At 71.5% G+C, this 25652-nt stretch carries 20 protein-coding genes; 10 read left to right on the top strand and 10 right to left on the bottom strand.

The features are described from left to right. Positions 1-678: 678 nt before the first annotated feature. From OHA30_RS20825 to OHA30_RS20815, 3 genes are all read left to right on the top strand, one after another. Entirely contained in the window at positions 679-1455 is a 777-nt protein-coding gene (locus OHA30_RS20825; RefSeq protein WP_328917924.1) for an SDR family oxidoreductase, read from the top strand. Beyond that, a complete protein-coding gene (locus tag OHA30_RS20820) occupies positions 1452-2258 on the top strand; it encodes a hypothetical protein (RefSeq protein ID WP_328915377.1) in 807 nt (268 codons plus the stop codon). Before OHA30_RS20825 ends, OHA30_RS20820 begins: the two co-directional genes overlap by 4 nt. 694 nt (positions 2259-2952) lie before the next feature. Then, positions 2953-4131 (top strand): methyltransferase domain-containing protein, encoded by a 1179-nt coding sequence (locus OHA30_RS20815; RefSeq protein ID WP_328915376.1) that lies wholly within the window; start codon positions 2953-2955, stop codon positions 4129-4131. A 50-nt stretch (positions 4132-4181) separates the two neighbouring features. Here OHA30_RS20815 and OHA30_RS20810 read toward each other — a convergent pair whose 3' ends face one another. Next, a complete protein-coding gene (locus tag OHA30_RS20810; protein WP_328915375.1) occupies positions 4182-5375 on the bottom strand; it encodes an RtcB family protein in 1194 nt (397 codons plus the stop codon). Positions 5376-5620: 245 nt separating this feature from the next. On the opposite strand from OHA30_RS20810, the gene OHA30_RS20805 reads away from it, so the two are divergent. From OHA30_RS20805 to OHA30_RS20795, 3 genes are all read left to right on the top strand, one after another. Further along, on the top strand, positions 5621-6490 hold the full coding sequence (locus OHA30_RS20805; protein WP_328915374.1) for a hypothetical protein: 870 nt from the start codon (positions 5621-5623) through the stop codon (positions 6488-6490). Between the two features lie 167 nt (positions 6491-6657). Continuing rightward, the gene (locus OHA30_RS20800) at positions 6658-7356 is read left to right on the top strand and encodes a DUF3558 domain-containing protein (protein WP_328915373.1); all 699 of its coding nucleotides are present in this window, start codon (positions 6658-6660) and stop codon (positions 7354-7356) included. 119 nt (positions 7357-7475) lie between these two features. Next, the gene (locus tag OHA30_RS20795; RefSeq protein WP_328915372.1) at positions 7476-9053 is read left to right on the top strand and encodes a DUF2637 domain-containing protein; all 1578 of its coding nucleotides are present in this window, start codon (positions 7476-7478) and stop codon (positions 9051-9053) included. Between the two features lie 157 nt (positions 9054-9210). On the opposite strand, the gene lysS is transcribed toward OHA30_RS20795, so the two are convergent. Continuing rightward, a complete protein-coding gene (lysS, locus tag OHA30_RS20790; RefSeq protein WP_328915371.1) occupies positions 9211-10947 on the bottom strand; it encodes a lysine--tRNA ligase in 1737 nt (578 codons plus the stop codon). Between the two features lie 216 nt (positions 10948-11163). On the opposite strand from lysS, the gene argS reads away from it, so the two are divergent. The 4 genes from argS to OHA30_RS20770 all read left to right on the top strand — a co-directional run bounded on the left by argS (position 11164) and on the right by OHA30_RS20770 (position 15341). Then, a complete protein-coding gene (gene argS, locus OHA30_RS20785; RefSeq protein WP_328915370.1) occupies positions 11164-12933 on the top strand; it encodes an arginine--tRNA ligase in 1770 nt (589 codons plus the stop codon). A gap of 134 nt (positions 12934-13067) precedes the next feature. Continuing rightward, positions 13068-13523 carry a hypothetical protein gene (locus OHA30_RS20780; RefSeq protein ID WP_328915369.1) on the top strand — a complete coding sequence of 152 codons (456 nt, stop codon included), beginning with the start codon at positions 13068-13070 and terminating at the stop codon, positions 13521-13523. 139 nt (positions 13524-13662) lie between these two features. Then, entirely contained in the window at positions 13663-14385 is a 723-nt protein-coding gene (locus OHA30_RS20775) for an SDR family NAD(P)-dependent oxidoreductase (protein ID WP_328915368.1), read from the top strand. Between the two features lie 122 nt (positions 14386-14507). Continuing rightward, positions 14508-15341, top strand: coding sequence for a DUF4253 domain-containing protein (locus OHA30_RS20770; protein ID WP_328915367.1), 834 nt, complete (start codon positions 14508-14510; stop codon positions 15339-15341). 43 nt (positions 15342-15384) lie between these two features. Here the strand turns inward: OHA30_RS20770 and OHA30_RS20765 are convergent, their stop codons facing one another. From OHA30_RS20765 to OHA30_RS20730, 8 genes are all read right to left on the bottom strand, one after another. Then, positions 15385-15930, bottom strand: coding sequence for a hypothetical protein (locus OHA30_RS20765; protein ID WP_328915366.1), 546 nt, complete (start codon positions 15928-15930; stop codon positions 15385-15387). Positions 15931-16075: 145 nt separating this feature from the next. Continuing rightward, entirely contained in the window at positions 16076-17344 is a 1269-nt protein-coding gene (locus OHA30_RS20760; protein WP_328915365.1) for a type II toxin-antitoxin system HipA family toxin, read from the bottom strand. Next, positions 17331-19058 (bottom strand): DUF262 domain-containing protein, encoded by a 1728-nt coding sequence (locus OHA30_RS20755; RefSeq protein ID WP_328915364.1) that lies wholly within the window; start codon positions 19056-19058, stop codon positions 17331-17333. The genes OHA30_RS20760 and OHA30_RS20755 overlap by 14 nt, the downstream gene beginning before the upstream one ends. A 118-nt stretch (positions 19059-19176) precedes the next feature. Continuing rightward, positions 19177-20163, bottom strand: a complete 987-nt coding sequence (hemB, locus tag OHA30_RS20750) for a porphobilinogen synthase (RefSeq protein WP_328915363.1) — start codon at positions 20161-20163, stop codon at positions 19177-19179. Between the two features lie 518 nt (positions 20164-20681). Further along, positions 20682-22358 carry a bifunctional uroporphyrinogen-III C-methyltransferase/uroporphyrinogen-III synthase gene (locus OHA30_RS20745; RefSeq protein WP_328915362.1) on the bottom strand — a complete coding sequence of 559 codons (1677 nt, stop codon included), beginning with the start codon at positions 22356-22358 and terminating at the stop codon, positions 20682-20684. Further along, complete coding sequence (gene hemC, locus OHA30_RS20740; protein ID WP_328915361.1) at positions 22355-23491, bottom strand: hydroxymethylbilane synthase; 1137 nt, start codon at positions 23489-23491, stop codon at positions 22355-22357. The genes OHA30_RS20745 and hemC overlap by 4 nt, the downstream gene beginning before the upstream one ends. After that, entirely contained in the window at positions 23488-24843 is a 1356-nt protein-coding gene (locus OHA30_RS20735; RefSeq protein WP_328915360.1) for a glutamyl-tRNA reductase, read from the bottom strand. The genes hemC and OHA30_RS20735 overlap by 4 nt, the downstream gene beginning before the upstream one ends. Beyond that, positions 24840-25550 (bottom strand): redox-sensing transcriptional repressor Rex, encoded by a 711-nt coding sequence (locus OHA30_RS20730; protein ID WP_328915359.1) that lies wholly within the window; start codon positions 25548-25550, stop codon positions 24840-24842. The genes OHA30_RS20735 and OHA30_RS20730 overlap by 4 nt, the downstream gene beginning before the upstream one ends. Between the last annotated feature and the right edge of the window lie 102 nt (positions 25551-25652).

Here is a 25652-nt window from a genome sequence, read left to right as displayed (position 1 = left end):
GACAGCGCGCGGGCGCCGGGCCTGCGGTTCACCCCTGCGCGGAAGGCGCTTCCCCCGGAGGCCGTACGCGGCACGGCATCGAACAGCACGGCGGTCAGCGCACCGCCCGTTGACGCGGGCGGAGGCGCGTCGCCGTCCCCACGGACAGCGCGCGGGCGCCGGGCCTGCGGTTCGTCCCCTGCGCCGAAGGCGCTTCCCCGGAGGCCGTACGCAGCACGACGTCGATCGCCACGGCGGGCGACGCACCGCCCCTTGACGCGGGCGGAGGCACCTCGCTGTCCGCACGGACAGCGCGCGGGCGCCGGGCCTGCGGTTCACTCCTGCGCGGAAGGCGCTTCCCCGGGCAGGCCGTACGCGGCACGGCATCGATCAGCACGGCGGCCAGCGCACCGCCCCTTGACGCGGGCGGAGGCGCGTCGCCGTCCGCACGGACAGCGCGCGGGCGCCGGGCCTGCGGTTCGCCCCCGCGCGGAGGGCGCCTCCCCCGAGGCCGTACGCGCACGGCGTCGATCGCCACGGCGGGCGACGCACCGCCGCGTCGTGCTGCGGGCTTTGAGCGTCTGGCGGACCCCTACTGTCCGCGGACGCCCCCTCCGACCGGCGGGAACGCCGCATATGCTGGCCGTCGAGGCCGTCATGGCCACCAGAGCCGTCGAGGTTCCCGAAAGGCAGCGCGACATGAGCCCCCGCCCCCGTACCGCAGTGGTGACCGGCGCGAGCAGCGGCATCGGTGCCGCGACCGCCCGCGAACTCGCCGAAGCCGGCTTCCACGTCGTGCTGACCGCCCGCCGCGTCGACCGCCTGGACGCCGTCGCGAAGGAACTGCGGGCCGGCGGCCACAGCGTCGACGTCCACCCGCTGGACGTCACCGACCGGGCGGCCGTGGACGCGTTCGCCGCCGCCCTGGACGGTCACCCGCCGCTGCACGTCCTGGTGAACAACGCGGGCGGCGCCATCGGCACCGAGCCGGTCGCCACCGCGGACCCCGCCGACTGGCGCACGATGTACGAGGTCAACGTCCTCGGCGTTCTGAACGTCACCCAGGCCCTGTTGCCCGCGCTGACCGCGTCCGGCGACGGCACGGTCGTCGTCCTGTCCTCGACCGCGGGCCTGGCCACGTACGAGGGCGGCGGCGGCTACGTGGCCGCCAAGCACGGCGCGCACGTCATCGCGGAGACGCTGCGGCTCGAGCTCAACGGGAAGCCGGTCCGGGTGATCGAGATCGCCCCGGGCATGGTGAAGACGGAGGAGTTCGCCCTGACCCGGTTCCGCGGCGACGCCGAGCGGGCCGCCTCCGTCTACGCGGGCGTGGCCGAACCGCTCACCGCGGACGACGTGGCGGAAACCGTCGCGTGGGCCGTGTCCCGCCCCGCCCACGTCAACGTCGACCTCCTCGTCCTGCGCCCGCGCGCCCAGGCGTCGAACTCCAAGGTCCACCGCGAGCCCACGCCTTGATATCCGACCCGGAGGAGGGGGACGGCCTCGACGGCCCCGGTCCCGGTCCCGGTCCCGGTCCCGGGGAGCCCGGCGTTCCGGCCACGCACGGCGGCGCCGCCGACGCCCAAGTCCCTTACGCCTCCGACGTGGTGGCCGACTCGCGGGCGGAGCCCCGCCCGCCCCGCCCGTGGAGGTGGGCGCTGGGCGGCGCGGCCGTCGCGGCGGCGCTCTGCGCGGGCGTCCTGTCCCTCGCCCCCGACGGCTGGCGCGACAGTACGCCCGACCTGCACGGTTACCGGCTGGAGGCGAACCCGTGCGGCGGCACCAAGGTGTTCGTCCCGCTGGCCCGCGCGGTCAAGGCCCAGGACACCACCTCGGGCGTCGCCTCCATCGCGCGCGGCACCGTACTGGACCGCGCCCGCTGCGTCTGGTCGGCCTCGGTGCCGGGCAAGGACTGGTCCTCGACCTTCACGGCCGTCGTCGGCGTCGAACTGCACCGGAAGACCGATCCGCGGGCCGAGTTCGAGGACCAGCGGTACTGGGACGCGGCGTCGCTCGACCGCGCCGAGCGGATCACCCCGGCCAAGGGCGTGGGCGACGAGGCGTATCTGCTCGTCCTGCCCAGCGGGGCACAGCAGTTGAAGGTCCTGCACGGCGGCGCGGTCCTCACCGTCACACTCTCCGTGACCACGATCTGGAGCAACCCCGAGTTGGCGGACCCGGACTTGATCCTGAACGGCACCCCCACCCCCGCGCTGACCCCCCTGCGGCCCGCGCTCATCGCCTCGGCCCGTACGGTCCTCGCCGCCCTCCGCGCCTGACGCCCGCCATCACCGCTGCCCGGCCGACCGGGCAGCGGCAAGGGGACCGGGTCGTACGCAGTGGGCGGTGTCCGGGGCCCGCCGCTGGGCCATCTCGCCGGCCTGATCGTCCTCGTGCCTCGCCTGTCCGGAGGGCACGACGGGCCAGATCCCGGGCAAGAAGATCGTCGGCACCCGAACCGTGCGCGAGGGCAACCCATAACCAGCGGCCAGAGCCCCCACCCGCCGCCCGCCTGCCGAGGCCGTGAACGAGCTCTTGCGGACGCGTCAGTCAGCGCGTCTTTTCAGCCGAAATGCTCTGCATGACCGTCCCGCTTGGCACTGTCGGTCAATGTGCCACGTAACGTGATAGTTCACCGACCGCATAGGGCGAAGTCCGGTGCGGAAGACTCGATGTGATGCCACGACACCCGGTCGCGGTCGCCGCGAGCCGTACGACTCGGGGCCGGGCGCACCAGAGCCTCGCTGCGCGGAAGCTCCTGTCCCGGTCGGTGTCAGGCCGCAGCACCCCGTCCGGCGCTCCGCCCGGCGGGTCCATATTTCCACGACGGGAGGGCCCGGGGATGGTCGGACCGACGTGCTGGAACGGGGGTGACGGGGACGGCGCGGACAACCTGCCGGGCCAGCCCTGGACGCCGCCCCCACCGCCACCCCCGGACGGTGAATCACCGCCCGGGGACGGAACGCACCGCAAGTGACGCTCTCCTCTGAGCAGGAAAACCGCGCCGGCGACGAACTGGCGCGGTTCCTCCTCGAAGCCGGAGCTCTGACGCCCGAATGGGCCGAGACGTTCAGGGCCGTACCGCGCTCCCTGTTCCTGCCCGACCTGATGTGGGCTTACGACATGGCCGCCGGCCGGAGTGAGCCGGTCATCCGCGGTGACGACCCCGAGGCATGGCACCGGGCCGCGTACGCGAACATTCCGCTCGTCACCCAGTGGGACGACGGACAGCACACCGGCACCGAGCCGGGGACCGTACCGACCAGCTCGGCGAGTATGCCGTCCGTCGTGGCCGCCATGCTGCGTGAGCTGGACGTGCGCGACGGCATGCGGGTGCTCGAAGTCGGCACCGGAACCGGATGGAACGCCGCCCTGCTCGCCCGGCGCTTGGGCGGGTCCCGTGTGGTCAGCGTCGAAATCGACCCCACCGTCGCCGGACAGGCCCGGGAAGCGCTGAAACGCGTCGGCCTCAACCCCGAAGTGATCCACGGCGACGGCGAGGACGGGTGGCCGGACGGGGCACCGTACGACCGCGTGGTCGCCACAGCCGGGGTCCGGGCCGTACCACCGCGCTGGTTGGAACAGACCCGGCCGGGCGGCACCGTTCTCGTCCCCTGGGGCACCCACTACAGCGACCAGGACGCGCTTGTCCGGCTCACCGTGGACGAGCGCGGCCAGGCGTCCGGCCCGTTCCTGCGGATGGTCGAGTTCATGAAGCTGCGGGCGCAGCGCCTCGACTGGGCCCGCTTCCGCGCGTACGTCCCCGCCTTCCCCGGCGACGCCGACGAGTCCCGTACCCGCCTCACGCTGTCATCTCTGGGCGGCCGCTACGAGCCCGCGTGGTTCGTGGCAGGACTGTGCGTGCCCGACTGCGCCCACGTCGTCAACCCGTCCGGCGAAGGGGCGGGGCGGGCCTGGTTCTTCGACCTGACAAGCCGGTCGTGGGCCGCCGTCGAATTCCGCGGCGGTGAGCCGGACGCCACGGTCCACCAGTCCGGGCCGCGGCGTCTGTGGGACGAGGTCGAGCGCGCCCTGACGTGGTGGGCCGGGCGGGGCAGTCCCGGCATCGACCGGTTCGGCCTCACGGTCGGCCAGGACGGGACCGCTCGCCCCTGGCTCGACCGTCCGGCGCAGACGCTGGCGTTCGCCTGATCCCGCCGGGCCCCCGGCGCGGGGGCGCGGCGGGGGCGCGGCGGGCGGGGTCAGCCCTTGACGCAGACGATTTGCTTGAGCTTCGCGACCACCTGGACCAGGTCGCTCTGCTGGGCGATGACCTTCTCGATCGGCTTGTACGCGCCCGGGATCTCGTCCACCACGCCGGAGTCCTTGCGGCACTCGACGCCCCGCGTCTGCTCCTCCAGGTCCCGCGTCGTGAACCGCTTCTTCGCCGCGTTGCGGCTCATCTTGCGGCCCGCGCCGTGGGAGGCGGAGTTGAAGGCGGCCGCGTTGCCCAGACCGCGGACGATGTACGAACCCGTACCCATCGAACCCGGGATAATCCCGAGGTCACCGCTGCCCGCGCGGATCGCGCCCTTGCGGGTGACCAGCAGGTCCATCCCGTCGTAGCGCTCCTCGCTCACGTAGTTGTGATGGCACGAGATGACCTGGTCGAAGGTCACCTTCGCCTTCCGGAACTCACGGCGCAGCACATCCTGCAGCAGCGCCATCATGATCGCCCGGTTGTACTTCGCGTACTCCTGCGCCCAGAAGAGGTCGTTGCGGTAGGCGGCCATCTGCGGGGTGTCGGCGATGAAGACGGCGAGGTCGCGGTCGACCAGGCCCTGGTTGTGCGGAAGGCGCTGGGCCTCGCCGATGTGGAAGTCGGCCAGCTCCTTGCCGATGTTCCGCGAGCCGGAGTGCAGCATCAGCCACACGGCGTCGGACTCGTCCAGGCACACCTCGACGAAGTGGTTCCCCGAGCCGAGCGTGCCCATCTGCTTGACCGCCCGCTCCTCGCGGAACTTCACCGCGTCCGCCACGCCGGCGAACCGGTCCCAGAAGTCGGACCAGCCGGCCGTCGCCATGCCGTGGAAGGAGCCGGGCTCCACCGGCTCGTCGTGCATTCCTCGGCCCACCGGGATGGCCTCTTCGACCTTGGCGCGCAGCCGGGTGAGGTCGGCCGGCAGATCGGCCGCGCGCAGCGAGGTCTTCACCGCGCTCATCCCGCAGCCGATGTCGACGCCGACCGCCGCCGGGCAGACCGCGCCCTGCATGGCGATGACGGAGCCGACCGTGGCCCCCTTGCCGTAGTGGACGTCGGGCATGACGGCCAGGCCCCTGATCCAGGGCAGCGTGGAGACGTTGCGCAGCTGCTGCATCGCGACGCCCTCGACCGTGGCCGGGTCGGCCCACATACGGATGGGCACCCGGTCGCCCGGTACCTCGGTGTACGGCATGAGTTTCCCCCAGTGATGATCCGGCGGTGACGGCCGGCAACGACGGTCCGGCGGCAAACGGCGGGGTTCCGTATACGTCCTTTACGCCGGAACCACCGGAATCACCGGATACGTGAATGCGTCACCCGATAAACCGCCCCGACGGGCGGATTCGGTACGACGTGCGGTAGACATTGTGTCCACGGCTCGCTCATATGCGCCAAAGATTTTGTGAAACCCTGTGGAACGAGAGAGGGGCCCGCCCAGTGCGGTCTACGCGAAGACTGCCGGCCGCCGCCGGCGCGGCCCTGGTGGCCCTGGCCATCGCCGCCCTCGGCGCCTGCACCGGTTCCGGTTCCCCGGACAGCTCCGCGCCCGACGGCAAGGCCGCGACGATCGACGGCGCCACCGTCTCGCCCGCGCCCCCCGGCAAGTACCAGACGCTCCCCCAGCCGTGCATCGCCGTCGATCTCGACGCGCTGAAGAAGCTGGTCCCGGGCGCGGCGGACTACGCGGGCAGGGAGTCGCTGACGTACGACACCGACCGCCGGGTGGGCTGCACCTGGAAGGGCACGGACAGCGACGGCACGTCCCGCTCGCTGACGATCGACTTCGAGCGCGTGGTGTCGTACGACCCCGCGGTGAGCGACGAGGTGCAGGCGGAGTCGGACTTCGACCGGCAGGCCGCGGCGGCCTCCATCTCGCTGACCCCGGCGGGCGGCAATCCCGAGACGACCCCGCCGACCACCCCGGTGAACACTCCGCCCACGAATCCGGCGGACAACGCGACCGCCGACGCGGCCGGCTCCGACAGCGGCCCGACGACCGACGACGCGGTCACCGACCCGGCGACGGCTGGCCCCGACGGTCCTGACGGCGCCGACGCCAACAGCCCAGACCTGGCCCCGCGGCTCCTGACGGATGTGGGAAACGCCGCATTCATCAATGACGTCCTCAAGGCCCGCACGGCCGCCTCCCACCGCGATGTGACGCTGGTTTTCCGCACGGCGAACGTCCTTGCGACCGTCAGCTACTCGGCGTCATCAGCTCATGACGTGCAGCGATTGAGTAGCGCTGACCTGCAGAAAGGCGCCAAGCAGGTCGCGGAGCAGCTGGAGCACCGGGTCGAGCAGTAGTCGGGGGCCCGGCGCCGGACCCCGTAGGCTGGACGGCCGAGCGTACGGAAGCCGCGTACAACCGCCCACAGCCGCGTACGCACCGGCACCGCGCGCCGGGCACCGGAAGAAGAGCGCGTCACCGCGGCAGGCCGGTGGGCGCGCGCACAGAGGCAGGTAAAGGACCCATGGAACGACGTCGACGCACCGTCCCGCGCCCCGCCGTGCTGCTCGCCTGCGCGGCGGCCGTGCCCGCGCTGCTGATCGCCGGGTGCTCCTCCGGCTCCGGTTCCGGCTCGAAGGACGCCACCGCGTCCGCGTCGGGAAGCGCCTCGCCGACCCCGACGCTCGCCCCGGAGCGGTTCACGACGCTGCCCGACGCCTGCAAGACGGTCACCAAGGCCACCGTGACCGCGCTGGTGCCGAAGACCAAGAGCCTCAGCGGCACCGAGACCCAGACCTCGGACATCAAGGCGCGCGGCGGCTGCTCCTGGACCGGCAACGGCAAGGACGGCTACCAGTACCGCTGGCTGTCGGTCAGCATGGAGCGCTACTCCTCCTCGACCGCGCTGGGGTCCGCCGAGGACCAGGCCAAGAAGCGGTACGCCGCCGAGGTCGCCTCCCTCGGCAAGGCGCCGGGCTTCACCGCCGCCCCGGTCACCGGCGTCGGCGACGAGGCCAGTTCGGTCGGCGGCAAGGCCACCGTCGCCAAGGTCACCTCGCAGAACGGCACGGTGGTGACTCGTACCGGCAATGTCGTGCTCATCGTCGAATTCAACGGCGCCGGCCTCGAAGGCAAGAAGAACCCGACCGCCCAGACCGTACAGAGCGGCGCACAACGGGCGGCCAAGGACGCGCTCTCGGCGGTCGCGGCGGCGAACGCGTAACGACTCACCGCTCAGCTACCCCGCTATCCGTCCGTTTGTCCGACGAACGGGTGGTCGTATCTTCACCCCCGTATGGCAGTCTGGGGCCGCCAGTTGCCAAGGGGCAGGAGGGGTCGCGGGTGGCCGCGATACGTTTGACCAGGACTCACCGGATACTGATCGGTGTGGTCATCACCGGCGCGGTGGTGATCGCGGGGATCGGTTTCGCCGGTTCGTACGCCGCGGTGCGTACGCTCGCCCTGCACAAGGGCTTCGGCTGGTTCGCGAACGTCTTCCCGATCGGTGTGGACGCCGGCATCGTCGTGCTGCTCGCACTCGACCTGCTGCTGACCTGGCTGCGCATCCCGTTCCCGCTGCTGCGGCAGACCGCCTGGCTGCTCACGGCCGCGACCATCGCCTTCAACGGCGCCGCCGCCTGGCCCGACCCGCTCGGCGTCGGCATGCACGCGATCATCCCGGTGCTCTTCGTCGTCTCGGTCGAGGCGGCCCGGCACGCGATCGGCCGGATCGCCGACATCACCGCCGACAAGCACATGGAGTCGGTCCGCATCACCCGCTGGCTCCTCGCGCCCCTGCCCACCTTCCGGCTGTGGCGGCGGATGAAGCTGTGGGAGCTGCGGTCGTACGAGGAGGTCATCCGGCGCGAGCAGGACCGGCTGGTCTACCGGGCCCGGCTGCGCGCGCGGTACGGCGTCGCGTGGCGGCGCAAGGCCCCCATCGAGGCGATCATGCCGCTGCGGCTGGCCCGCTACGGGGTGCCGCTGTCGGAGACGGCGGCTGACGGGCTCTTGGCGGCGGGCATCGAGATCAGCGGGCCGGTCAAGCAGCTGGAGGCGGCGCCGGTGGCGGAGGCCGCGTCGGTGGCCGAGCAGGCGAACGCGGTGGCCGAGGCCGCGCAGGTGGCCGAACCCGCAGCTCCCGCTGCCGCGCCGGAGCCCACCCGGGCGCAGGTGCCGCCCGCGCAGGGGCAGGCGCCCGAAGCCGTAGCCGGACCCGTGCCCGTGCCCGTGGAGCAGCAGGGGCCGTACGAGCAGTACGGACCGTACGGGCCGGAGGAGCAGCACGAGCCGCCGTACGACGAGTTCGACCAGTACGCGGCCTACACCTATGAGCAGCAGCAGGCGTACGCCGAGCAGTGGCAGGGCGCGCCGCACGACAGCCCCTGGTTCGCGGCACAGCAGCACGCTCGGATGGAGGCGCAGTTGCAGGCGCAGCGGATGGAGGCGGAGTTCCAGCAGCCGGTGATGGTGCCCAACGGCCCCAACCGCACCCGCCCGCTGGGCAGCGTCGGCCTCAACGGCGTGAACGGCAACGGGGTGCCGGGGCCCGGGGTGAACGGCCACTTCGCCGACCCCGGACCCGGGTACGAGCCGGGCCCCGCCTACGAGCCCGCGCCCGAGCAGCTGCGGCAGCCGGAGCCGCTGCCCGAGCCGGAACCCGAACCGGAGCCGGAGCCGGAGTCCGGGCCCGAACACGGCCTCAACCTGCCGGAGGGCATCTCGGAGACCGAGGCGTTCTACGGGGCCTACCGCAACTACGTCCGCGAGCAGGGCAACTTCCCCAACGCCCGCCAGTTCGCGCGCTGCCTCTCGGCCACGTACGGCGGCACGCCCCCGGAGGAGCGCAACCTCGTCGCCTCCATCCGCGACTTCCGCTACCGCTTCCAGTCCGAGTCGGACACCGAGCAGATCCCGTAACGCCGGACGGGCACGGAACCGAGCCCGCCCGGCGCCTGAGGGCAAAACAGGCCGCCCGGCGCTTGGGGGAAATCAGCCCGCCCGGCGCTTGAGGGCAGAATCAGCCTGCCCGGCGCTTGAGGGCGGACCGAACCAGGTCCGCCCTGCGTCGGAGGGCCTACAGCCCGGCCCCCAACAGCTGACGCACCCGCTCCTCCCCCACCGCGAGCAGCAACGTCGGCAGCCTCGGCCCCGTGTCCCGCCCGACCAGCAGTTCGTACAGCAGCGCGAAGAACGCCCGCTGCGCCACCTTCAGCTCGGGCGTCGGCTTCGCGTCGGGCGCCAGCCCGGCCTGCACCTTCGGCACGGCGTACACCAGCGTCGTCAGCCCGTCCAGCGACCAGTGCGAGTCCAGTCCGTCGACCAGGAGCTTGAGCGCGCCCCGGTCGGACTCCTCCAGCGCCTCCAGCCGGGCGACGTCCGGCTCGGCCCGCACCACGGTCCGCTGCTCCGCGGGGATCTGCGTCGAGATCCAGTTCTCCGCGCGGTCGAGACGCGGCCGCACCTCGTCCAGCGACGACAGCGGGTTGGCAGGGTCCAGCTCGGAGAGGATCCGCAGGGTCTGCGCCTCGGCGCCCGCCGTGACATCGGCGACGGAGGCGAGCGTGCGGTAGGGCAACGGCCGCGGTGTGGACGGCAGTTCACCGGCCGAGGTGCGTACCGCCCGGCCGTACGCCGCCGCGTCGGCGGGCAGCGCGGAGCCCTCCGCGACCTTGCGGGACAGCGCGTCCCACTCGTCGTAGAGCCGCTGGATCTCCTGGTCGAAGGCGATCTTGAACGACTGGTTCGGCCGGCGGCGTGCGTAGAGCCAGCGCAGGATCTGCGGCTCCATGATCCTCAACGCGTCCCCGGGGGTCGGCACACCGCCCTTGGACGAGGACATCTTCGCCATCCCGGAGATGCCCACGAACGCGTACATCGGCCCGATCGGCTGCTTGCCGCCGAAGATCGGCCCGACGATCTGCCCGCCGACCTGGAAGGACGAGCCCGGCGAGGAGTGGTCGACGCCGGACGGCTCGAAGATCACGCCCTCGTACGCCCAGCGCATCGGCCAGTCGACCTTCCACACCAGCTTGCCGCGGTTGAACTGGGAGAGCAGGACCGTCTCCCCGTGCCCGCAGGCACAGGTGTACGTCAGCTCGGTGGTCTCGTCGTCGTACGCGGTGACCGTGGTGAGGTCCTTGCCGCAGGCGGCGCAGTAGGGCTTGTACGGGAAGTAGCCCGCGCCGCCGCCGCTGCCGTCGTCCTCCTCGGCGGCCCCGGAACCCTCTTCCGCCTCCAACTCGGCGGCGTCCACCGGCTTCTGGCCCTGCTTCTTGGCGCCGGGGCCGGCGGTCTTCTTCGTGCGGTACTGGGCGAGGATCGCGTCGATGTCGGCGCGGTGCCGCATTGCGTGCAGCACCTGGTCCCGGTACACCCCCGAGGTGTACTGCGCGGTCTGGCTGATCCCCTCGTACACGACGCCGAGTTCGGAGAGGGCGTCGATCATCTGGGCCTTGAAGTGCTCGGCCCAGTTCGGGAACGGGGAGCCCTCCGGGGCGGGCACCGAGGTCAGCGGGCGGCCGATGTGCTCGGCCCAGGACTCGTCCACGCCCGGCACGCCCGCCGGGACCTTGCGGAAGCGGTCGTAGTCGTCCCAGGAGATGAGGTGGCGGACCGCGTGGCCGCGCCGCCGCACCTCGTCGGCGACCAGGTGCGGGGTCATGACCTCGCGGAGGTTGCCGAGGTGGATGGGCCCGGAAGGGCTGAGGCCGGAGGCGACGACGACAGGTTTGCCCGGGGCACGTCGCTCCGACTCGGCGATCACGTCGTCGGCGAAACGGGAGACCCAGTCGGTCTCGGTGCTCTGAGCCACGGTCCTCTTCTTCCTGGGGCTTCGTACAGGGGGGCGCCGGGAAGGCCCGGCACAGCCTTCATTCTCCCAGACCGGCCGCCCGCGCTCGTCCACCCCTGTGGACAAACTCCGCCCTGTGGATAACTTGAGCGGCCACCGCGAGGCCCGTGGGACACTGGGATCTCGCCTCGTCGTGAGGCGAAGCCCGGCGTTCCCGACACACGAAACGGCACCTCCATGGCCTCGGTCCCGACCCTCTCCGCTTCGCTCCAGCAGCGCGTCTCCGCCGCCCTCACGGCCGCGGTGCCGTCGGCCGACGGTGCCGACCCGCTGCTGCGCCGAAGCGACCGGGCCGACTTCCAGGCCAACGGTGTGCTGGGCCTGGCCAAGCGGGCGAAGGCCAACCCGCGGGAGCTGGCGGCCGCCGTGCTCGCCGCCCTGCCCACCGACGACCTGATCGCGGAGGTCGAGGTCTCCGGCCCCGGCTTCCTCAACATCTCGGTCGCGGACGCGGCGATCACCGCGAATCTGGCCAGGCGCGCCGAGGACGACCGGCTCGGGGTGCCGCTGAAGGCCGACCCCGGCGTCACCGTCATCGACTACGCGCAGCCGAACGTCGCCAAGGAGATGCACGTCGGCCATCTGCGGTCGTCCGTGATCGGTGACGCGATCGTGAAGATCCTGCGGTTCGGCGGCGAGACGGTGATCCCGCGCCACCACATCGGCGACTGGGGCACCCAGTTCGGCATGCTCGTCCAGTATCTGATCGAGCACCCGCACGAGCTGGACCACACCGAGGACAAGGCCAGCGGTGAGGAGTCGATGTCCCGGCTCAACCGGCTCTACAAGGCGTCGCGGACCCTCTTCGACTCCGACGAGGAGTTCAAGGGCCGGGCCCGGCGCCGGGTGGTCGACCTCCAGGCGGGCGACCCGGAGACCCTCGCCCTGTGGCAGCGGTTCGTGGACGAGTCGAAGATCTACTTCTACTCGGTGTACGACAAGCTGGACATCCCGATCGTGGACGAGGACATCGTCGGCGAGTCCGGTTACAACGACATGCTGGTGGAGACCTGCGAGCTGCTGGAGAAGGCCGGCGTCGCGGTGCACTCGCACGGCGCGCTGTGCGTCTTCTTCGACGACATCAAGGGCAAGGACGGCGAGCCGGTCCCGCTGATCGTCCGCAAGGCCGACGGTGGTTTCGGCTACGCGGCCACCGACCTGTCCGCGGTCCGCAACCGCACGGCCGATCTGCACGCCTCCACCCTGCTGTACGTGGTGGACGCCCGGCAGTCGCTGCACTTCCGGATGGTCTTCGAGACCGCCCGGCGGGCGGGCTGGCTCACCGACGACGTGACGGTCAGGCACCTGCCGTTCGGCACCGTGCTCGGCAAGGACGGCAAGCCGTTCAAGACGCGTGAGGGCGAGAGCGTCCGGCTGGAGGACCTGCTGGACGAGGCGGTCGAGCGGGCGACGGCCGTGGTCCGGGAGAAGGGCGAGAAGATCGGCCTGACCGAGGAGGAGATCGTCGACAACGGCCGGCAGGTCGGCATCGGCGCGGTCAAGTACGCGGACCTGTCCACGTCACTCGGCCGGGACTACACCTTCGACCTCGACCGGATGGTCTCGCTCAACGGCGACACGAGTGTGTACCTCCAGTACGCCTACGCCCGTACGCGGTCGATCTTCCGCAAGGCCGGGGCCGACCAGCTCCCGGCCGCGCACCCGGAGCTGGCCCTCGCGCCGGCCGAGCGGGCGCTCGGGCTGCACCTGGACGCCTTCTCGGACACGCTCGCCGAGATCGCCACGACGTACGAGCCGCACCGGCTGGCCTCGTACCTCTTCCAGCTGGCGTCGCTGTTCACCACGTTCTACGAGCAGTGCCCGGTCCTCACGGCGGACGGCGGCGCGGACCAGGTCGCCAACCGGCTCTTCCTGTGCGACCTCACCGCCCGTACCCTCCATCAGGGCCTCGCCCTCCTCGGCATCCGCACCCCCGAACGGCTGTGAACGCCGACCCGCCCCCGGCTGAGGCCGGGGGCGGGTCGTGGGCCGGGGGTCGTGGGCCGGAGTCAGCTGCGGCGGGGGCCGCGGCTGGTGAAGAGGGCGGCGCCCGCCGTGAGGACCAGGGTCGCGCACAGGTCGTGCGGGGGCGGGCGGGCCAGAGCCAGGGCGTGGTCGAGGTGCCGGTGAGGGCGACCTCGAAGAGCACCGTGCAGGCCAGCGGCCCGAGCCCGGCCGTCGCCCCGCCGACCAGGGCCGCGCAGAGCAGCCCGGCGCCGGTCAGCCCGGCCACGTTGCGCGCCACCGCCGCCGTACCGCCGGGCAGATCCGCGCCGACGGACGCGGCGAGAAGGACGCCGACCGCCACGGCCGTCACCACCAGCACGGTCAGCAGCCGCAGCCACGGCAGCCGCCGGCCACGGCGCGTGTCGGGAGAACAGCTCCCGCAGCGCACCGTCATCGCCCTCCGCCATCAGGGCGATCAGCTCGTCGTCGTCCATCACCACGTCTATTGCACCCCGGACACCCCGGGCCGATCCGGTTCACCCGGCCCCGGAACAGAGCGTTTTCGCACACCCCGGCGCCCGCGGCGGTGACGCGCGGGCCGCCGTACGCGCTGGGGAGCGTGGCCTCGGCCAACTGGGCTGTCTACTCTGAGTCCATGAACAGACAGACCGGTCTGTTCATCACATGAACCGCCCCAACAGGCCCCGCCCCCAGCCAAGGAGCACCCCCATGTCGGAGCAGTCCCCCACCGCCCTCGTCACCGGCGCCACCTCCGGCATCGGCCGCGCCGTCGCCGTACGCCTCGCGAAGGACGGCTTCACCGTGATCGCCGTCGGCCGTGACGCCGAACGCGGCGCCGCCACCGTCGACACGATCACCGGCGCCGGCGGCCGCGCCCGCTTCGTCGCCGCCGACCTCACCTCGCCCGACGACATCACGCGCCTGGCCCGCGACGCCGGCGACATCGACGTCCTGGTCAACAACGCAGGGAAATCCGTCTGGGCCCCGACCGAGGAGCTGTCGGTCGAGGACTTCGACGCGATGTTCGCGGGCAACGTCCGCGCGCCCTTCCTCCTCGTGGCCGCCTTCGCGCCCGCGATGGCCGCCAAGGGCGCCGGCAGCATCGTGAACATCAGCAGCATGGCGGGCAGCTTCGGACTCACCGCGGGCGCCGCGTACGGCGCCACCAAGGCCGCCGTCAACTCGCTGACGCAGGCGTGGACCGCCGAGTACAGCCCACGGGGTGTCCGGGTGAACTCGGTCGCGCCCGGGCCCGTCTACACCCGCCCGGAGGGACGCGCCCTGTTCGACGCGCTGGGAGCCACCACGGCGATGGGCCGGGCCGCCCAGCCGGAGGAGATCGCCGAGGTCGTGGCCTTCCTGGCGTCACCCGCGGCCGGGTACGTCACGGGCGCGATCGTGGCGGTGGACGGCGGCCGTACGGCGATCTGACCGCCGCGGGGCACGGCTTCATGACGCGGACCCGCCGCGCGGCACGGGCGGGCACGGGCGAGTACGGGCGAGTACGGGCCCAACTCGCCGCGCTGTCAGTGCTTACGGCTACCGTCACCACCATGGCGATGCTCCCCAACCCCCTGCCCCGCCTCGCGGACGACCCGACCGGCGCGACGCTCGGCCTGGACCTGCCCCCGGGTACCCTGATCGACGCCACGGAGGACGGGCCCCGGCCCGAAACCGTCCTGTGGCACGCCAACGGCCCTGCGGCGCCCGGCGCGTGGTCGGAGCTGCTGGCCGCGCGGTCGGTCGGCCTCCTGCCCGTCCTCGTCGAGAGCGACAAGCAGCTCGGCGGGAAGTTCTCCGACTGGGACCTCGAACCCGGGATGATGTCGTATCCGGGCGACCACGACCCCGAGGAGGTCCTCGCGGGCTTCTGGACCTGCTACACGGGTGACGAGGACGTCGAGGACGAGAACACAGGCGAGTTGCTCGCCCCTTACGGCCAGGAGTGGCCGGGCCTCGCCGAGGAACCGGAGACCTTCGACGCCGAACCGGACGACCGGGCCGCGGAGATCACCGCCTCGATGGTCGAGACCGGCTGGCTGGACGACCCCCGGATCGCCCTCGTCCACGCCCGCCGCAGCGCCGACATCCCGGCCGCGATCGGCTGGACCGGCCCGCTCAACCACGAGAACGACGTGGCCCGCCTCTGCGCCGTCCTGCGCTCCTGGGAGGACCGCTACGGCATACGCGTCATCGCGCTGTCCGTCGACCGCCTCACCGTCTCGGTCGCGGCCCCGCCCGCCACCCTGGAGGAGGCCGAGGCCCTGGCCGCCGAGCACTTCGCCTTCTGCCCCGACAACATCACCCAGGGCAACCAGGAATCACTGCGCGAGTACGCCCGCAAGGCCGTACTCGGCATGCACGCCTGGAACTTCTGGTGGGACTGAGCCGCACCCCGCACTGACCCGCGCCCCTGACGCCGAGGGCGGCTCAGTGGACGACGACGACCGTGGAGCCGTTGACCGTGTTCTTCCAGATCGCGGTCGCGGCGTCACGGTGGACGCGCAGAGCGCCGGTGTGCAGGGAGGGGTCGGGCGCGGCGATCTTGTCACTGACCGGCGCGGAGAAGGCGACCCAGGTCTCGGCGGTGTACTCGAAGTACACGATGTGCTCGACGGCCACCCCGTCGCCGCCGACCCCGGTCGGGTGCCGGCCGGTGACGTAGTGCGTACCGATCTTCGCGGGGACCGTGCCCGCCTGGACGGGGAAGGTGGTGATCTTCCCGGTCGGCGGCACGACCCACACCCGGTGCTGGCCCAGCGAGTAGACGATCCGCTTGCCCGTCCCGGAGTGCGCGGGGACGGCGGGCGGGGGCGGCGGGGTGTGCGGATGGGTCATGGTGGGCCGGGGCGTGGGAGCCGCCACCGGGGGCTTGGCCGGGACACCGCTGGCCTGGAGCGCGAGGACGGACACCCCGACCATCGCGGCCGCGGTCAGACCCGACACCACGGCCCAGGAGGGTATGCCACGGCTCATCAGAAGACCCCACTACTCGCTCTACAGCCGCTGGGCGACTTCGGTGGCCCAGTACGTCAGGTTCGTCAGGTCCGGGAGGACATCGAATATCCCTGTCATCGTACGACCCCGGTTGGTCCGGTCGTTCGCTTCTCCCGTGCGGAGTTCAGCCGGAGGCCAGGAGAATGCCCACCCGCGTGGTGATCCACCGATCGATCGATTCCAGCAGACCAGGGGTGGCTGCGAGGATATCCCGATGCTCCGGCCAGTGGGCCCGCACCCGCTCCGTCACCTCGACGGCCACGTCGGAGAGATGCGCTCCGGTCACTCCGAGTCGCTGGTCGAGACGTGCTTCAAGTCGGGAGAAGGAAGCCCTGCGCACGGTCTCGAAGCGTTTGCTTCCGTCCAGCTTCAGCCCCAGGTTCTCGGGCTCGTCCGCAGGCGCGTAGCCGACGGTCGAAACCAGGTCGTACACAGGTGAGAGCGTCGGCACCCGCTGATCGGGATAGATCAGCGACCAGTTCTTGAGGTGAGCGTCACCGTTTCCGATCACCACCGAGAAAGCGATACGGCGTACGGCCTCGCGCAGTGCCTCCAGATCGCTCCCGCGATACGCGATGGCCGCGACCGTTTCGAAGCTGCTCCGGTACTTCTCCACCGGCCCCGGATATTTGTTCCGCACCTGTGCGAAGTCCTCAATGTGCACAGCGGTACGGTGGTCGTCCGGCAGCCGGTCGAAACGGCGGACGCCGTAGGCCCATACCTCGCCGTTCGGCCACATGCGGTCCGGTACATGACCGAGTTCGTCGCGGTGGACAAGGCGTACCTCGGGCGCCCGAATGCCCACGGAACGGGCCAGCGACATCATGGCGAACTCGTTGCGGGGAACGTCGGGGTGCCGGTAGTCCGGGAACTTGACCAGCCAGTCCCCGTGCTCGGCGCCCGCCGGCACGGTCAGACGGTCGCCCTGCGCGAGCATGGACAGCTTCAGCGCCACTCCGGCAAGGGAGAAACGCCACGGGGTGTCCTGGTGAAGTGCGCTCCGGGCGCCGGACCCGCCGGACCGTTCACCGTCCGGCCAGTGCCATTCCTCGTCGGGACCCTCAGCGGGCATGACCTGGACCGCGCCGGGAAGATCGTGGCCGACCTGGGCGAGGAGCTCCATCTCCCGGTCCAGGGAGACCTCGCGGTCGTGCGCGATCCACTCGCGCAGCGGCCCCTCGGGGAGCAGGTTGGAGAACCACGGCGGCAGACGGAGCGCCGACGCGTACGGCTTGCCCAGGTTCTCCTCGAAGTAGAGCCCGAGAACAGGTCGGCGACTGTCGTTGAGGTAGGCGTCGTTGAGCACGAACCGGGTGTAGTCGCCTTTCTGGCAGAGCGTCCCGATGCGCTTGCCGTGAAGCAGCACGGCATGGAACTTCTCATCCGGTGGCATCGGGCAGCTCGGTCCATTCGTCGGCGTCGTCCGCGTCACTGTCGAAGTCCAGTTCCTGGAGCGCGGGGGTGTCCTCGTACTCCCACTCCGCCATGCGCGACAGGAAGTTCTCCAGCTGGGCCTCGACGATCTGCTGCCGCTTCCGCAGAAACCCTTCGGCGTCACCGGCTCTGAGATGTCGGACAGCCTCGTCGTCGAGGCAGTAGGAGTGAAGGACGGCGTCCCAGGCAGTGTCGTCGAGGGCAAGCGGCCGCTGAGTGAATCGCGCCGGGAATTCCTGCGCGGGATCGGTGGCGCTGGGCAAGAACAGTCGGTTCGCGGCCCAGAATCTGAGCGAGGGGTCGATACCGCGGGGGAAGATCCGATACACCAGATCGGCTGCCGTCGTCCGGTCGACGAGCGCGCCGGCGAGGTCCCCGAAGTCGTACGCCTCTCCGGTGAACGGCGAACGCGGACGAAGCTCCCACCACGAGCACAGAATGATCTTCGACACCGCCTCATTGGTACGGAACCGCTGCGCACTCGGGACATAGGGCGTCGCGTCCTTCATCGAATGCAGCAGATCCCGCACCGAACGCTGCTCGTCCTGCGGATAAATGCAGGAACACAGCACACGGGCGAGGGATGTGAAGCTCCCCTTGAAGACCGCCGGTCCGGCCAGCACCACGCGCCAGTAAAGGCGGCGCAGCAGTTGCAGATGCCGCTCTTCCGGCTCGGGAAAATGCGCGAAGAACCGCGCGAATACAACAATCAGCGCCTTGTACGGCACCATGGAGAGGTGCGGAACCCCGCCGGTCTCCTGCAGAAAAGTGACAGCGCGGAGGAGCGCCTTCATTCCCTCGGCATACGCGGTGTCCCGGCTCTCCCCCGGGAAGTCCGACTTCGTACGGCGTCGCGTGTCGTCGAACTCCAGCCGGATCTCACGGGAGGGGTCGGGTCCGCGGCGAGCCAGCATCGCGTGCAGCACGGTGTCGTCGTCGATAATGCCGAAGCCGGTGAGCCCGTCAACTTGCGCGGCGATACTGGCGATGGTGAGCCGGTCGTCGGCCCCCTCCTCGTCACCGGCGAACAGCGAGGAGAAGATCTCCGCCCGGCTCAGCCGCTTTCCGAAGTTGTTCATCCGGTCGAAGATGTCGGTGAGGACGTCCTGGTCCTCCTGCTTGACCAGATACACCGGGATCTTGAACTGCCGCAGCCGCTTGGCGATCTGTCGGGCGACCGGGAAATACTCCTTGGCGCTCTTGCCCGTGGTGTCGAAGTAATCGAGGAGCGCGTCGAGGTCGAAAAGAACATGTACAGCGATCTGATGGGGCTGCGGATGCGCCGGACGCGCGATGAAGCTCTTCTCCGCCAGGTCGTAGAAGACATTGAACGGCGCGTGGAGATTTCCCTCGGGGTGGAGGGCGTTGGCGAGGCTGGTGATGCGCTGCTGTCCGTCCACCACCCACAGTGCGTTCTCGGACTCCTGGGCGTCGATGGACAGCGCGCCGAGCGTAATGCGCCCGGCGGGGGAATGCCGCACCCAAAGAAGAAGGCTGCCGATCGGATAGCCCCGGACGATGCTGTCGAAAAGTCGCAGCACATCGTCGGTCCCCCAGCGGAAGCTCCGCTGAAAATGCGGCACCCGCACCTGGCCGGCCCACGCACGCGGAATCAGGTCATCGAGTTCATATGTGTCAGCGCTGGGCTGGGTGTCGAGACCCGCAGTATTCATGGACATCGCCTTGAGGAGGAGACTGGGCCGTAAGGTACACATTGGCAGGCCCATGGGGAGCTATCAATATATTTCCCCGGGCTCCGTCAGCCAGCGGTCACCCGGCCTCCCGGCGCGGCTAAAGCCGCTGGGCGACTTCGGTGGCCCAGTACGTCAGGATCATGTTCGCACCGGCGCGGCGGATGGACGTCAGGGTCTCCATGATCGTACGGTCACGGTCGATCCAGCCGTTCGCGGCGGCGGCCTCGACCATCGCGTACTCCCCCGAGATCTGGTAGGCGGCCACCGGTACGTCCACAGCGTCGGCGACCTTCCGGAGTACGTCAAGATACGGCAGCGCCGGCTTGACCATCACCATGTCGGCGCCCTCGTCCAGGTCGAGGGCGAGTTCGCGCATCGACTCACGGAAGTTCGCGGGGTTCTGCTGATACGTGTTGCGGTCGCCCTCGAGCGAGGAGTTGACCGCCTCCCGGAAGGGACCGTAGAAGGACGAGGCGTACTTCGCGGTGTACGCCAGGATCGCCACGTCCTCGCGGCCGATCTCGTCCAGTGCGTCGCGGATCACACCGACCTGGCCGTCCATCATGCCCGACGGGCCCACGACATGGACGCCCGCGTCGGCCTGGACCTGGGCCATCTCGGCGTAACGCTCCAGCGTCGCGTCGTTGTCCACCCGGCCGGCCTCGTCGAGCACGCCGCAGTGACCGTGGTCGGTGTACTCGTCCAGGCACAGGTCCGACATCACCACGAGCGCGTCGCCGACCTCGGCGACGACGTCCCGGATGGCGACCTGAAGGATCCCCTCCGGGTCGGTGCCCTGGCTGCCGACGGCGTCCTTGACCTCGGGCACGCCGAAGAGCATCAGGCCGCCGACGCCGGCTTCGGCCGCCTCGGAGGCGGCCTTGCGCAGGGTGTCGCGGGTGTGCTGGAACACACCGGGCATGGAGGAGATCGCGACGGGCTCGCGGATGCCCTCGCGGACGAACATCGGGAGGATCAGCTCGGCGGCGTTCAGCCGGGTCTCCGCGACGAGGCGGCGCATGGCGGGGGTCGTACGGAGGCGCCTCGGGCGCGCGACGGGGAATTCGCCGTAGCGGCTGCTCATGGCTGCGCCCTGCCTTTCGTCGGTTTCAGGGGGCACTTCACGGTACGCCCGTGCGGGCGGTGCGGATTCCGACGGGGCGTCGGTTCAGGGGGCCGCGGGGGCCCTCCGGGCGGGGGTTCGGTACGTTGCCGGGTGCCGGTCCGTCGGGGCTTGTCGCGCAGTTCCCCGCGCCCCTGGCGGGGCCTGCCCCGGGCGGGTTCGGTGCGTTGCCGGGTGACCGCGCGTCGTGGCTTGTCGCGCAGTTCCCCGCGCCCCTGGCGGGGGCCGCCCCGGACGGGTTCGGTGCGTTGCCGAGGGACCGCACATCGTGGCTCATCGCGCAGTTCCCCGCGCCCCTGACGGGGGCCGCCCCGGACGGATCCGGTGCGTTGCCGAGGGACCGCACATCGTGGCTCATCGCGCAGTTCCCCGCGCCCCTAAGGCTCGCGCCCGTTCGGCCTCGCGGCCCACCGGGCCCCCGCGCCCCTATGGCTCGCGGCCCCGGTGGGGCCCCGCGCCCCTGGCGGGGCGCGGGGGGGTCAGACGCGGGGGCGGCGGCGGGCGCCGGGGCGGCGCTCGCTGGGGCGGGTGACGGCGTCGCCCGCCGCCTCCGCCGCCTCACGGCGGGCGGTGCCGAAGTCGGCCAGCGCCTGCGCCAACGCGTGGACCGACGGCTCCGGCGCCATCACGTCCACCCGCAGCCCGTGCTCCTCGGCCGTCTTGGCCGTGGCCGGCCCGATGCACGCGATGACCGTCACGTTGTGCGGCTTCCCGGCGATCCCGACCAGATTCCGCACCGTCGAGGACGACGTGAAGAGCACCGCGTCGAAGCCGCCTCCCTTGATCGCCTCCCGGGTGTCCGCCGGCGGCGGCGACGCCCGGACCGTCCGGTAGGCGGTCACGTCGTCGACCTCCCAGCCCAGCTCCACCAGACCGGCGACCAGCGTCTCCGTGGCGATGTCGGCCCGCGGCAGGAACACCCGGTCGATCGGGTCGAAGACCGGGTCGTACGGCGGCCAGTCCTCCAGCAGCCCGGCCGCCGACTGCTCACCGCTGGGCACGAGATCGGGCTTCACCCCGAACTCGACCAGCGCCTGGGCGGTCTGCTCGCCGACCGCCGCGACCTTGATCCCGGCGAAGGCCCGCGCGTCGAGCCCGTACTCCTCGAACTTCTCGCGCACCGCCTTGACCGCGTTGGCCGAGGTGAAGGCGATCCACTCGTAACGGCCGGTGACCAGGCCCTTGACGGCGCGTTCCATCTGCTGCGGGGTGCGCGGCGGCTCGACCGCGATGGTCGGCACCTCGTGCGGCACGGCCCCGTACGAACGCAGCTGGTCGGAGAGCGAGGCGGCCTGCTCCTTCGTCCGGGGGACGAGCACCCGCCAGCCGAAGAGCGGCTTCGTCTCGAACCACGACAGGTGCTCGCGCTGGGCCGTCCGCTCGCCGACGACGGCTATCGCCGAGATCGGCCCCTCGGGCGTCGGCAGCGCCTTGGTGGCCTTGAGCTCGGCGGCGATCGTGCCGAGCGTCGCGGTCCAGGTGCGCTGCCGGGTGGTCGTACCGGCGACGGTGACCGTCAGCAGGGTGTCGGGCTTGCGCCCGGAGGCGATCAGCTCGGCGGCGGTGACGGCCACGGTCTGGAGGGTCGTGGAGACCACCAGGGTCGTGTCGCTCGCGCCGACCTCGGTCCAGCACCGGTCGGAGGCCGTGGCGGCGTCCACGAACCGTACGTCCCCGCTGAGCGGCACCCCCGCGTACGCGGGCACGCCGAGCGCCGCGGCGACGCCGGGCACCACCTCGAAGGGGATGCCCGCACGGGCGCAGGCCAGCATCTCGCCGGCGGCCGAGGCGTCAAGTCCGGGGTCGCCCGAGACGGCACGTACCACCCGCTTACCGGTCCGCGCGGACGCCATGACAAGCTGTGAGGCAGCAGTGGAAAGATCCGCCGACGGGTCCAACAGCCCACCGTCCGCGGTCGGTTCGGCCATGCCCACGTCCGCCCTGGCGTGCGTGCGCACGACGTCGAGCACGTGGCTGTCCCCGACCAGCACGTCGGCGAGGCCGAGCGCCTCCACGGCGCGCAGGGTCAGCAGCCCGGGATCTCCGGGCCCGGCGCCGAGGAAGGTGACGTGACCGGTTACGGGTCCGGCCGCCTTCCCCGCTGTGCCGGCGGCGGGGCCGGCGGTGTTCGTAGTGACGACGGCGGCGGGGTTCAAGGTGTGCGCTCCCCCATAAGACCGGCCGCACCCTTGGCGAGCATCTCGACGGCGAGTTCGCGGCCCAGGGCTCGCGCATCGTCGTCCGATGCCGGTACGGAACCGGTGATGGACATCTGCACCAGCGAGGTGCCGTCGATCGTGCCGACGACGCCGCGCAGACGCAGCTCGGTAGTCTGCCCGTCGGCCACGAGGTCGGCGAGCGCGCCCACAGGCGCGGAACAGCCGGCCTCAAGGGCGGCGAGCAGGGATCGCTCGGCGGTCACGGCGACCCGGGTGAACGGGTCGTCCAGTTCGGCGAGCTGTGCGGCCAACTCCGGTTGGGAGGCGGCGCATTCAACGGCGAGTGCCCCCTGCCCCGGGGCGGGCAGCACTACGTCGGCGGCGATCAGCTCGCTCGCCTCGGCAAGCCTGCCGATACGGTTCAGCCCGGCGGCGGCAAGCACGACCGCGTCGAGTTCACCGGAAGTAACGTACCCGATGCGGGTGTCAACGTTGCCACGGATCGGGACCGTCTCGATCCTCAGACCGTGTGACCGTGCCCACGCGTTGAGCTGCGCCATGCGGCGCGGCGAGCCGGTGCCGACGCGGGCGCCGTCCGGGAGCGCGGCCAGGGCCAGGCCGTCGCGGGCGACCAGCGCGTCCCTGGGGTCCTCACGGACCGGGACGGCGGCCAGCACCAGGTCCTCGGGGGCCGCGGTCGGCAGGTCCTTGAGGCTGTGCACGGCGAAGTCGATGTCGCCGGCGAGCAGCGCGTCGCGCAGGGCGGAGACGAAGACGCCGGTGCCGCCGATCTGCGCGAGGCTTTCCCGCGAGACGTCCCCGTACGTGGTGATCTCGACCAGTTCGACCGGTCGGCCGGTCACCTGCCGTACCTGCTCGGCGACCATGCCGGACTGCGCCATGGCGAGCTTGCTGCGCCGGGTGCCCAGGCGCAGCGCGCGCGGCGCGGCGGAGCCGCCGGCGACGGACCGGCCGGCGGACGCCGTCGGGCCGTCCGGCGACGAGGAGCCGTCGGGTCCTGCCGCGGGCACCGGCCCGGCGACCTCGGGTGCGTGCTCGCTCCCCAAGGCTGCGAAGGTCTCGGTGGCGGTCGCGGGAATGTGCCCGCGGGCCGCAGGCTCAGTGGTCATGCCCGGCCTCGATTCGGTTCTGCGGTGCCCGGGATGGAACCCGGTGCGTCGGCCCGGCTGACGGCGGCGACCGCCTGCGGGTCGAGGTCGAAGAGTTCACGCAGCGCGTCGGCGTACCCGGCGCCGCCGGGCTCGCCCGCGAGCTGCTTGACCCGCACGGTGGGCGCGTGCAGGAGCTTGTCGACGACGCGGCGCACGGTCTGGGCGATCTCCGCGCGCTGCTTGCCGTCCAGATCGGGCAGCCTACCGTCGAGCCGGGAAAGTTCACCCGATACGACATCGGCGGCCATCGCCCGCAGGGCCACCACGGTGGGGGTGATCCGGGCCGCACGCTGGGCGGCTCCGAAGGCGGCGACCTCTTCCGAGACGATCGCCCGCACCTGGTCGACGTCGGCGGCCATGGGCGCGTCGGCGGAAGCGGCGGCGAGCGACTCGATGTCCACGAACCGCACCCCGTCCAGACCGTGGACGGCGGCGTCGACGTCACGCGGCATGGCGAGGTCGAGCACAGCGAGGGGTACGTCACCGGTACGGCGGGCGAGGGCCGCGCGCAGTTCCTCGGCGGTCAGCACCAGGCCGGTGGCACCCGTGCAGGACACCAGGAGGTCGGCGTCGGCGAGCGCGCCGGGGACCTCGGCGATGGTGATCGCGCGGGCCGGCGTGCCCTGTTCGGTGAGCAGCCCTGCCAGCCGCTCGGCGCGCTCGACCGTACGGTTGGCGATGGTCAGCGACGCGACTCCGGCCCTGGCCAGGGTCGCGGCGGCCAGCGAGGACATGGACCCGGCGCCGACCACCACCGCGTGCTTCCCGGCCGGCGGGCCGGTGACGGGGGCGAGCTGGTCCAGGCCGAAGGTGACCAGGGACTGCCCGGCGCGGTCGATGCCGGTCTCGGAGTGGGCCCGCTTGCCGACCCGCAGCGCCTGCTGGAACAGGTCGTTGAGCAGCCGGCCGGCGGTGTGCATCTCCTGGCCGACGGCGAGCGCGTCCTTGATCTGGCCGAGGATCTGCCCCTCGCCGACGACCATCGAGTCCAGGCCGCAGGCCACGGAGAGCAGATGGTGGACGGCCCGGTCCTCGTAGTGCACATAGAGGTGGGGCGTCAGCTCGTCCAGGCCGGCTCCGCTGTGCTGGGCCAGCAGCGTGGTCATCTCGGCGACGCCGGCATGGAACTTGTCGACGTCCGCGTACAGCTCGATGCGGTTGCAGGTGGCCAGCGCGACGGCCTCGGTGGCCGGTTCCGCGGCCAGGGCGTCCTGGAGCAGCTTGGCCCGCGCGTCCCCGGTCAGCGTGGCCTTTTCCAGCACGCTGACGGGCGCGGTGCGATGACTCAGCCCGACGACAAGAAGGCTCATGCCGGCATCACGGCGGGGACGTCCCCGTCCGGGTCCTGACGGCCTTCACCGGCCTTGCGCTGCTCGTGGAAGGCGAGGATCTGCAGCTCGATGGAGAGGTCGACCTTGCGGACGTCCACGCCCTCGGGCACCGTCAGCACGGTGGGGGCGAAGTTGAGGATGGACGTGACGCCCGCGGCCACCAGGCGTTCGGTGACCTCCTGGGCGGCGCCCGCCGGGGTCGCGATCACACCGATGGACACCTGGTTGTCCGCGACGATCGCCTCCAGCTCGTCGATGTGCCGTACGGGCAGGCCCGCGACGAGACGTCCGGCCAGCGCCGGGTCCGCGTCGAGCAGGGCGGCCACCCGGAAGCCGCGCGAGGCGAACCCGCCGTAATTGGCGAGGGCCGCGCCGAGGTTGCCGATACCGACGATGACGACGGGCCAGTCCTGGGTAAGCCCGAGTTCACGGCTGATCTGGTAGACGAGGTACTCCACGTCGTAGCCGACGCCCCGTGTCCCGTAGGAGCCGAGGTAGGAGAAGTCCTTGCGCAGCTTCGCGGAGTTGACGCCCGCGGCCGTGGCGAGTTCCTCCGACGACACAGTGGGCACCGAGCGCTCGGAGAGCGCTGTCAGTGCCCGCAGATACAGCGGGAGCCTGGCGACGGTGGCCTCGGGAATTCCTCGGCCACGGGTCGCCGGTCGGTGAGATCGGCCAGTTGCCACGGTGCTCCTGCGGGTAGAGCTGGGCTGAAGACGACCACGGTCTTTGGGGCCGCCCCGTGGACGCCAGGCTATGTCTTTGTGAACGCGTGCACAAAGATGGTG

This window comes from Streptomyces sp. NBC_00223, assembly GCF_036199905.1.
GTDB lineage: Bacteria > Actinomycetota > Actinomycetes > Streptomycetales > Streptomycetaceae > Actinacidiphila.
This window is presented reverse-complemented; position numbering and strand designations above follow the sequence as displayed.

What these genes read in the sequence shown, in the direction of transcription:
- OHA30_RS20735 (WP_328915360.1), bottom strand. Translation starts at nt 24,843, where the DNA reads ATGAGCCTTCTTGTCGTCGGGCTGAGTCATCGCACCGCGCCCGTCAGC.
- hemC (WP_328915361.1), bottom strand. Translation starts at nt 23,491, where the DNA reads ATGACCACTGAGCCTGCGGCCCGCGGGCACATTCCCGCGACCGCCACC.
- hemB (WP_328915363.1), bottom strand. Translation starts at nt 20,163, where the DNA reads ATGAGCAGCCGCTACGGCGAATTCCCCGTCGCGCGCCCGAGGCGCCTC.
- OHA30_RS20825 (WP_328917924.1), top strand. Translation starts at nt 679, where the DNA reads ATGAGCCCCCGCCCCCGTACCGCAGTGGTGACCGGCGCGAGCAGCGGC.
- argS (WP_328915370.1), top strand. Translation starts at nt 11,164, where the DNA reads ATGGCCTCGGTCCCGACCCTCTCCGCTTCGCTCCAGCAGCGCGTCTCC.
- OHA30_RS20755 (WP_328915364.1), bottom strand. Translation starts at nt 19,058, where the DNA reads ATGAATACTGCGGGTCTCGACACCCAGCCCAGCGCTGACACATATGAA.
- OHA30_RS20765 (WP_328915366.1), bottom strand. Translation starts at nt 15,930, where the DNA reads ATGAGCCGTGGCATACCCTCCTGGGCCGTGGTGTCGGGTCTGACCGCG.
- OHA30_RS20810 (WP_328915375.1), bottom strand. Translation starts at nt 5,375, where the DNA reads ATGCCGTACACCGAGGTACCGGGCGACCGGGTGCCCATCCGTATGTGG.
- OHA30_RS20800 (WP_328915373.1), top strand. Translation starts at nt 6,658, where the DNA reads ATGGAACGACGTCGACGCACCGTCCCGCGCCCCGCCGTGCTGCTCGCC.
- OHA30_RS20760 (WP_328915365.1), bottom strand. Translation starts at nt 17,344, where the DNA reads ATGCCACCGGATGAGAAGTTCCATGCCGTGCTGCTTCACGGCAAGCGC.
- OHA30_RS20775 (WP_328915368.1), top strand. Translation starts at nt 13,663, where the DNA reads ATGTCGGAGCAGTCCCCCACCGCCCTCGTCACCGGCGCCACCTCCGGC.
- OHA30_RS20770 (WP_328915367.1), top strand. Translation starts at nt 14,508, where the DNA reads ATGGCGATGCTCCCCAACCCCCTGCCCCGCCTCGCGGACGACCCGACC.